The sequence below is a fragment of the Amycolatopsis minnesotensis genome (assembly GCF_039529815.1).
In the GTDB taxonomy this organism is placed as follows: Bacteria; Actinomycetota; Actinomycetes; order Mycobacteriales; family Pseudonocardiaceae; genus Amycolatopsis; species Amycolatopsis minnesotensis.
Map to the genome: position 1 here is coordinate 1 of NZ_BAAANN010000155.1, position 559 is coordinate 559.

Consider the following 559-nt stretch of genomic DNA (forward strand, 5'->3'; position numbering starts at 1 on the left):
ATGGCTTCGGTGGACAGCTGGCCCCGTTCCTGTTCGATCTTGTCCAGACGATCCAGCTGGCGACGCACCTGGGATTCCATGTGCTCGATACCGGTCCGGGCCACCTCGGCACTTTGCTGATGTTCCCCGGCACGGCGGCTGAACTGGTCCCAGCGCTCCTGCCATTCCGACAAGCGGGATTCTGCGGCTTCCTGTTCCCGGGCCGATTGCTCGGCTGCCTCGCGCAGACGCTCCAGGCCCGGCTCCATCTCGCCCAGACTGTTCTCGGTATCCTGAAGATACTCTTCATCCCGGCGGATATGATTGCGGGTCTGTTCCAGGGCATGCTCTGCCCGTTCCAGATCCTCGAGCTGCCGCTGGCGCATTTCGCGGGCATGCTGAATGGACTGCTCGACCCGGGTGATCTCGGCCCCGGTGCTGTAATAACGGGCCTGAACCTCGTTAAAGGCTTCACTGGCTTCGCTTTGACGTTCCCGCTCCTGCTCCAATGCGGTTTCCAGCCGTCGTTGCTCGGCGATCTCCGCCTGCATGCGGTTCTCGGTCTCGGCAAGACGCCGAT

Annotated in this window: 1 protein-coding gene; it reads right to left on the reverse strand. The window is 62.6% G+C overall.

What is annotated here, in order from left to right; translation table 11 throughout:
- Positions 1-530 (reverse strand): hypothetical protein (locus ABD256_RS44285; protein WP_344432423.1); only part of this gene is annotated, 530 nt, incomplete at its 3' end.
- Positions 531-559 lie beyond the last annotated feature (29 nt).